Source organism: Actinomycetospora sp., assembly GCF_036497245.1.
Taxonomy (GTDB): domain Bacteria; phylum Actinomycetota; class Actinomycetes; order Mycobacteriales; family Pseudonocardiaceae; genus Actinomycetospora.
This window is the reverse complement of the sequence record NZ_DASXJS010000276.1, coordinates 1-7,122: the sequence shown is the minus strand read 5'-3', so window position 1 is coordinate 7,122 and position 7,122 is coordinate 1. Positions and strand designations below refer to the sequence as shown.

General features: G+C 71.7%; 7 protein-coding genes. 1 reads left to right on the top strand and 6 read right to left on the bottom strand.

All coding sequences use genetic code 11. The annotated features are described in order from the left end of the window. From VGI02_RS27980 to VGI02_RS27955, 6 genes are all read right to left on the bottom strand, one after another. Positions 1–995 (bottom strand): hypothetical protein (locus VGI02_RS27980; RefSeq protein WP_331633159.1); only part of this gene is annotated, 995 nt, incomplete at its 3' end. Beyond that, complete coding sequence (locus VGI02_RS27975) at positions 992–1,660, bottom strand: DUF6084 family protein (RefSeq protein WP_331633157.1); 669 nt, start codon at positions 1,658–1,660, stop codon at positions 992–994. The genes VGI02_RS27980 and VGI02_RS27975, both read right to left, overlap by 4 nt. Continuing rightward, complete coding sequence (locus tag VGI02_RS27970; protein ID WP_331633155.1) at positions 1,657–2,328, bottom strand: DUF5947 family protein; 672 nt, start codon at positions 2,326–2,328, stop codon at positions 1,657–1,659. Before VGI02_RS27970 ends, VGI02_RS27975 begins: the two co-directional genes overlap by 4 nt. After that, positions 2,325–2,873: a NifU-related iron-sulfur-binding protein gene (locus VGI02_RS27965; RefSeq protein ID WP_331633153.1), complete on the bottom strand. Its 549-nt coding sequence runs from the start codon at positions 2,871–2,873 to the stop codon at positions 2,325–2,327. The genes VGI02_RS27970 and VGI02_RS27965 overlap by 4 nt, the downstream gene beginning before the upstream one ends. After that, positions 2,870–4,672 (bottom strand): nickel-dependent hydrogenase large subunit, encoded by a 1,803-nt coding sequence (locus VGI02_RS27960; RefSeq protein ID WP_331633151.1) that lies wholly within the window; start codon positions 4,670–4,672, stop codon positions 2,870–2,872. Before VGI02_RS27960 ends, VGI02_RS27965 begins: the two co-directional genes overlap by 4 nt. A 13-nt stretch (positions 4,673–4,685) precedes the next feature. Beyond that, positions 4,686–5,693, bottom strand: a complete 1,008-nt coding sequence (locus VGI02_RS27955) for an NADH-quinone oxidoreductase subunit B family protein (protein WP_331633163.1) — start codon at positions 5,691–5,693, stop codon at positions 4,686–4,688. A gap of 346 nt (positions 5,694–6,039) precedes the next feature. On the opposite strand from VGI02_RS27955, the gene VGI02_RS27950 reads away from it, so the two are divergent. Beyond that, positions 6,040–7,122 (top strand): DEAD/DEAH box helicase (locus VGI02_RS27950; RefSeq protein WP_331633161.1); only part of this gene is annotated, 1,083 nt, incomplete at its 3' end.

Sequence of the window (7,122 nt, the reverse complement as noted above, 5' to 3'; positions counted from 1 at the left end):
CCGTCCGGGCGGATCGCCCCGTGCAGTCGCTCGAACATGGCCGGGCCCATCGCGTCGATCGCGTCGACGATGTGGGCCGCCCGCGGGTCGGTGGCCCGCGCCTCGCGCTTCTCGGCGTCGGTCAGCGCGGCCGTGCGCAGGGTGAGGATCTCGTCGTTCTCGGTGCCGTCGAAGAGGTCGGTCGGGCTCTCGGGGGCCAGCTGCGGGTGGTCGGCGAGGATGATCGGCGTCGCGAGCAGCAGCGACGTGCATCCCTCCGGACCGGCCAGCACCGGCCAGCTGTGCTCGTTGACGCAGGCCGCGACGGCGGGCGCGGCCCACTCGGGCGGGTCGGTGGCCGAGACGAACGCACCACCGTCGAGGGCCAGCACGGTGTGCGCGGCGATGAACGCACGGTCCAGGTCGCGATCGCGCCCGTCGTCCGGACGTTCCCCGTCGTTGACGACGTCGAGACGCAGGCGCATCGCGCCGTACGGACCGGGCACCGGTTCCAGGCCGACGACGATCCGGCCGGTCAGCGCGTCGGTGTCCCGTGCGTAGCAGCCGTGGTACGCCCCGCCGGAGTCGCGGATCGGCTCGCGCACCCGGCCCGCGGGGAGCTCGACGGCCACGGTGACCGGGCCCTCGCGCAGCTCGTCGACCGAGATGTCGGCGTCGACCTGCCGGGGCACGCCCTCGTCCCAGCCGAAATGCGGCGCGCCGTCGACCTCGAGCTGCACACGGGGTTCGCCGCCGGCGTCGAGGACGGTCCGCCGCTGCCGGTGCAGGAACCGCAGCCGCAGCGCGAGCCGCGCGCCGGGCCGGGGCTCGACGAGGCACTCGGTGCGGCTGCGCGACGGCTCGCCGCCGCCTGCGCCCGCCGGGACGAGCACCCCGAACTGCCAGCGCAGCGCGTTCTTCTGCGCCGAGGCCCTGTAGGGGTAGAGCAGGTAGCCCTCGAACAGCACCGCGTCGGCCACGCCGGCGACGTCGTCGAGCCCGGTCGCGGCCGTCACGGCGCGTCCCCCGCCCGGGAGAGCAGCTCGTCGATCGTCTGCTCCCAGCTCGGCAGCGCCTGCGCCGCGCGCCACGCGGTGAGCCGGGACATCGTGTACTCGGGCAGCGCGAGCCAGGCCGTCCCCGCGTAGTGGGCGGCCATCATGTCCCGCCACAGCGCGATCGGGAGCCGGAACGTCGCCTCCTCGTGCCACGGCACGAGCCCGACCTGCACCCCCTGGGCCGAGCGGTAGAACACGGTGCCGCTGAACAGCACGAGCAGCGGCACCTCGCCGTCGTCGAGGCCCCGGAAGTAGCGGGTGGAGGCGATCTCGACGTCGTAGGTCAGCGGCACCTCGATGTCGACGGTCGTCTCGCCGGTGAACGTCCCGACCAGCGTCGACACCGTCGCGAGCTGCATCGGGTTGCACGAGCGCGCCCAGTTGCCGGGCTCGCCGAAGAGCTCCACGAGCCGGTGCTGCTCGGCCTCGCTGTAGCGGCGCTTCCGCGGCTCGATCCGGACCTGCGCGCGCAGCGCGATCGTGTGCACCGTCGTCCCGGTGGCGTCGCCGACCCGGATGCGCAGCCGCAGCGTCGGGCCCATGGCGTGCGGGTCGTGGTCGGCGGACTCGACGGCGAAGTGCAGCGCCGGACCGGGCGCGGAGCGGGGGAAGGGCAGCGTCATGAGATCGGCTCCGGATCCCTGGGCCCCAGGTCTCGAGCACGGCCGCGGACGTCGTCGAAGAACCCGTCGATCGCGGCCCACGCCGCCGCGCCGCCGTCGAACCCCTTCCACGTGGTGCGCACGAGGCCCACGAGCCGGTAGCAGGCGTCGATCGGGACGAGGAAGCATTCAGCGTTCCCGTCGCGGGAGCGCCGCACGAGCAGGGCCTCGACGTCCGGCTGGAGCATCGCCGCCAGCCGGGAGAGGCCCACCCCTTCGTCGAAGTGCTCGAGGTCCAGTTCGCTCTCGGTGGCACCCGCGGGGCTCGGATAGCAGGCGAGCACCCCGTCGCGCGTCGAGTCGACGAGGAAGAACGCGGTCGAGACGGGGATCTGCAGGGTGTCCCACGCGGCGTCGGTGAGGGTGAAGTCCGGGTCCCGGCGGTGTCGGTCGGGCACCGTCCGGTAGCCCGCGACGAACGAGCCGTCGGCCCCCGCGCGCTCCTCGCTGAAGAGCAGGGCGCACGGCCGGCACGCGCAGCGCAGCGAGCGCTCCCCGGGCCGCACCAGGTGCGAGTGCTCCTCGGGGATCTCCGCCGCGCACAGGTCGCACCGCTCGACGACCGGTTCCGCCGGCCGGGCCGCGAGGAACCGCCGCAGGCCGGTGACGCCCCCGGCGGGCGCGCTCACGACCCCGCCGCGAGCTCGGGCGGCCGCATCCCGATCTGGATGAGCGCCGGGCCCGCCGGCTCCGTCAGGAACTCGATCGCCACGATCTCCGGAGTCAGCTCGCCGAGCGCCTTGCGGACGACGTCGCGCACGGTGTCGCCGGTGCCGCAGCCCCCGCCGCCGAGGCTCACGTAGACCGTGCCGGTGTCGAGCTCGAGGTGGTCGAGCGCGATGCCCGCACCGTGGCTGCCCAGCCGTCGCCGCGCGGTGTTCAGCCCGTGCCCGACCCGGGTCGGCAGATCGACCGGGTGCAGGTCGTGCAGGGCGAGCAGCGCCGACACCAGCGGGTCGCCGCTGAGCCGGTGCACCAGGTCGTCGCCCCCCGCGACGCGCACCACCGAGACCAGCTGTTCCAGCCCGGCGCCGTAGAACTGCATGAGGACCCGGACGAGCTCCTCGCCCGACCGTCCGGCCCGCTCGCCCGCTGCGGCCAGCTCGCCGAGGATCTCCTCGATGGCCTGGGCGAGCTGTGCCGGGTCGGGGGCCTCGGAGTGGTCCGCCGTCACGGGAGGTTCAGCTGCGTCGGCGAGGTCTCCCGGTGCAGCTGTTTCCCGTTGCCCAGATACATGTGCACGCCGCACGGCAGGCACGGGTCGAAACTGCGGACCGCCCGCATGATGTCGATGCCCTTGAAGTTGTCCGGACTGTTCTCCTCGAAGATCGGGGTGTTCTGCACCGCGTCCTCGTAGGGGCCGGGCGTGCCGAACTTGTCGCGGACGCTCCCGTTCCACGGCGTCGGCGGGTACGGGTGGTAGTTCGCGATCTTCCCGTCCCGCACCACCATGTGGTGCGAGAGCACGCCGCGGACCGCCTCGGTGAACCCGCAGCTCACGGACTCGTCGGGCACCACGAAGCTCTCCCAGGTCTTCGTGTTGCCGCCGCGCACCTCGGCCATCGCCTTCTCGATGAAGTGCAGCGCGGCGGCCGCGGCGTAGGCCTGGAAGTAGGTGCGGGCGCGGTCGCGCTCGATGGCGTTGGACAGCGGCGCGCCGGTCTTGTCCGTCGGCGGGGTCCACGTGAAGCTGCGCGCGGGCTTGAGGGCGGTGCGGGGGAGGTTGATCTCCACGCTGTGCCCGGTCGACTTGACGCTGCCGATGTCGACGAAGCCCGCGAGCGCCGTTGCCCACAGCCGCGCGATCGGGCCGCCGCCGGTGTCCAGCGGCAGGTGCTCCTTGCCGTCGAACCAGCGCGGCGACATGGTCCACGAGTACTTGTCGTCGAAGTCGCGCTTCTGCGGCGCGGGGATCGTGTGCTGGTTCCAGGGGTGGTCCTGGGAGACCGGATTGCCCAGCGGATCGCGCTTGACGAACATCTCCTGGTCCTCCCAGCCCCGGTAGAAGGAGCTCCCCAGGAGGACCCGGATGCCGAGGTTGATCTCGACGAGGTCGGTGGTGACCAGTTTCCCGTCGACGACGATGCCCGGGGTGACGAACATCTTCCGTCCCCAGTTGGTCATCGTGCGGTAGTCGAAGTCGCAGTGGTCCGGGTCGTTCAGCGAGCCCCAGCAGCCCAGGAGCACCCGCCGGCGGCCGACCTCCTCGTATCCGGGCAGGGCCTCGTACATGAAGTCGAAGAGGTCGTCGTGCATCGGCACGACCCGCTTCATGAACTCCACGTACCGCATCAGCCGGGACAGGTAGTCGGTGAAGAGCTGGATGGTCGCCGTCGTCCCGACGCCGCCCGGGTAGAGCGTCGACGGGTGGACGTGGCGCCCCTCCATCAGGCAGAACATCTCGCGCGTGTAGCGCGAGACCTGCAGCGCCTCGCGGTAGAACTCGCCGGTGAACGGGTTGAGGGCCCGCATGATGTCGCCGACGGTGCGGTAGCCGTGCTCGGCGGCGCCCCGCGCCTCGGTGCGGTTGGCCAGCTCGAGCACCCCGGGGTTCGTCTCCGAGATCATCTTCTCGCAGAAGTCCACCCCGACCAGGTTCTCCTGGTACAGGTTGTGGTCGAACATGTACTCGGCGGCCTCGCCGAGGTTGATGATCCATTCCCCGAGGTGCGGCGGACGCACTCCGTAGGCCATGTTCTGGTTGTAGACCGAACAGGTCGCGTGGTTGTCGCCGCAGATCCCGCAGATGCGACTCGTGATGAAGTGCGCGTCGCGCGGATCCTTGCCCTTCATGAAGATGGAGTAGCCACGGAAGATCGACGACGTCGAATGGCACTCCGCCACGCGTTTCGCCGCGAAATCGATCTTGGTGTAGATCCCGAGACTGCCGACGATGCGGGTGATCGGGTCCCAGGCCATCTCGACGAGGTCGGTCTTCTGCCCCGTCGCGTGCTTCGGTGCGGTGGCGGTCATCAGTTACGACCTTTCAGAACGCGACGGGCTGATAACCGGTGTCGAGCTTGCGACCCTTGTGCCGCCAGCGCGGCTCGGTGTCGACGGTCTTCTGCGTGATCTTGCGCAGCCTGCGGATGACTCCGCCGTAGGCGCCGCTCGCGGCGCCGGAGACCCGGCTGCCGGGGGGCGGATCCATGAAGGGCATGAACTTGTCGGGGAAGCCGGGCATGGTGCAGCCGATGCAGATGCCGCCGACGTTCGGACAGCCGCCGATGCCGTTGATCCAGCCCCGCTTGGGCACGTTGCACTTCACGACGGGGCCCCAGCAGCCGAGCTTGACGATGCACTCGGGCTGGCCGTACTCGGTCGCGAACTGGCCCTGCTCGTAGTAGCCGCCGCGGTCGCAGCCCTCGTGCACCGTGGCGCCGAAGAGCCACGTCGGGCGCAGGGCCTCGTCGAGCGGGATCATCGGCGCGGAGCCGACGGCCTGGTAGAGCAGGTAGAGGATGGTCTCGGAGAGGTTGTCCGGGTGGATCGGGCAGCCCGGGACGTTGACGATCGGGATGCCGAGGACGGACTTCCAGTCCCAGCCGAGGTAGTCGGCCACGCCCATCGCGCCGGTCGGGTTGCCGGCCATGGCGTGGATGCCGCCGTACGTCGCGCAGGTGCCGACGGCGAGCACGATGGCCGCCTTGGGGGCGAGCCGGTCGATCCACTCGCTCGTCGTGCGGGGCTGGCCGGTGGCCGGGTCGTTGCCGAACCCGGACCAGTAGCCCTCTTTCTTGATCGACTCGTTCGGGATCGAGCCCTCGATGACCAGCACGAACGGTCCGTCGAGCTCGCCGCGCTCGGCCTTGAAGAACCACTCGATGAAGGTGTCCGCGCCCTTGTCCGGGCCGGACTCGAAATCGATCAGCGGCCAGTGCACCGCGACCGTCGGCAGCCCCGGCAGGGCCCCCAGGGCGATCTCCTCGATGGAAGGCTGAGTGGCGGCCGTCAGGGCCACCGAGTCGCCGTCACAGGAGAGTCCGGCGTTCATCCAGAGGATGTGGACCGTGGTGTCCTCGGGCGCAGCAGAAGTCGTCACGAATTCCCCCAGCAGGTTCAACGGGCGCCGTCGAGTGGTGGTACCAGCGGAGAAAGGTCAGGCTGGCACCGGCGTTCGGGGGGCGGTAAGTGACCGCGACACGTAGAAGGCGGGCGCACCGTGTCGAGGTCCCGAGGGGGCTCCGGCCTGTGATCTTGCCCTGTGGGCCGCGTGGTGGACATCCACCTCTGCCACACTGGGTGAGCAACGACGTCGGGCCACCGCCCCGGCGTACCCCCGCCCGGGACGCGGTTCCAGAGCCCGCCGGGCGGCCTTCTCCGGATTCAGGTGACTCCTCATCTCTGACGCTCCCCTGCCGTTCACCGCGCTGGGCATCTCGCCCTCGGTCGCCGAGGTCCTCGCAGGCCACGGCATCACCGAGCCGACGCCGATCCAGTCCGCCGCGGTCCCGGACGCCCTCGCCGGCCGAGATGTGCTCGGCCGCGGACGCACCGGCAGCGGCAAGACCCTCGCGTTCGGGCTACCGGTGCTGTCCCGGCTCGCCCGCTGCGACGCCCCGACGCGGCCGTCGCGCCCGCGCGCCCTGGTGCTGCTCCCCACCCGCGAGCTCGCCGGCCAGGTCCGGGACGCGCTCGCCCCGCTCACCGAGGCCCTCGGCCTCGAGCAGACCGTCGTCTACGGCGGCGTGGGCCAGCGCCCCCAGGAGCAGGCCCTGCGCCGCGGCGTGGACCTGCTCATCGCCTGCCCGGGCCGGCTCGAGGACCTCATCGGCCAGGGCCTGCTCGACCTCGACCGCGTCGAGGTGACCGTCCTCGACGAGGCGGACCACATGTCCGACCTCGGCTTCCTGCCCGCGGTCCGCCGGCTGCTGCGCCGCACGCCGTCGGGGACCCAGCGCCTGCTGTTCTCGGCGACGCTCGACGGCGAGGTCGACCGCATCGTCCGCGAGTTCCTGCAGAACCCGGTCACCCACAGTGTCGACCGCGCCAGCGAGCCGGTGCCGGACATGACCCACCACGTGTTCACCGTGCGCAAGGACGACCGGACCGCCGTCGTCGCGGAGCTCGCGGGCGGTCGCGGCCGCACCATGTTCTTCACCCGCACCAAGCACTCCGCCCGCCGGCTCTCGCGGCAGCTCACCTCGGCGGGCATCCCCGCCGCCGAGCTGCACGGCAACCTGAGCCAGGGCGCACGGGACCGCAACCTCGGCCTGTTCCGCGACGGTGACGTGCGGGTCCTCGTCGCCACCGACATCGCGGCCCGCGGCATCCACGTCGACGACGTCGCGCTCGTGGTGCACGTCGACCCGCCTGCCGAGCACAAGGCCTACCTGCACCGCTCCGGGCGGACCGCCCGGGCCGGCGCCACCGGGGACGTCGTCACGCTCGTGCCGCCGGAGCAGCGCGACGAGGTCGCGAAG

Coding starts and splice junctions, on each gene's coding strand:
- VGI02_RS27975 (WP_331633157.1), bottom strand. CDS start 1,660: ATGACGCTGCCCTTCCCCCGCTCCGCGCCCGGTCCGGCGCTGCACTTC.
- VGI02_RS27960 (WP_331633151.1), bottom strand. CDS start 4,672: ATGACCGCCACCGCACCGAAGCACGCGACGGGGCAGAAGACCGACCTC.
- VGI02_RS27955 (WP_331633163.1), bottom strand. CDS start 5,693: ATGAACGCCGGACTCTCCTGTGACGGCGACTCGGTGGCCCTGACGGCC.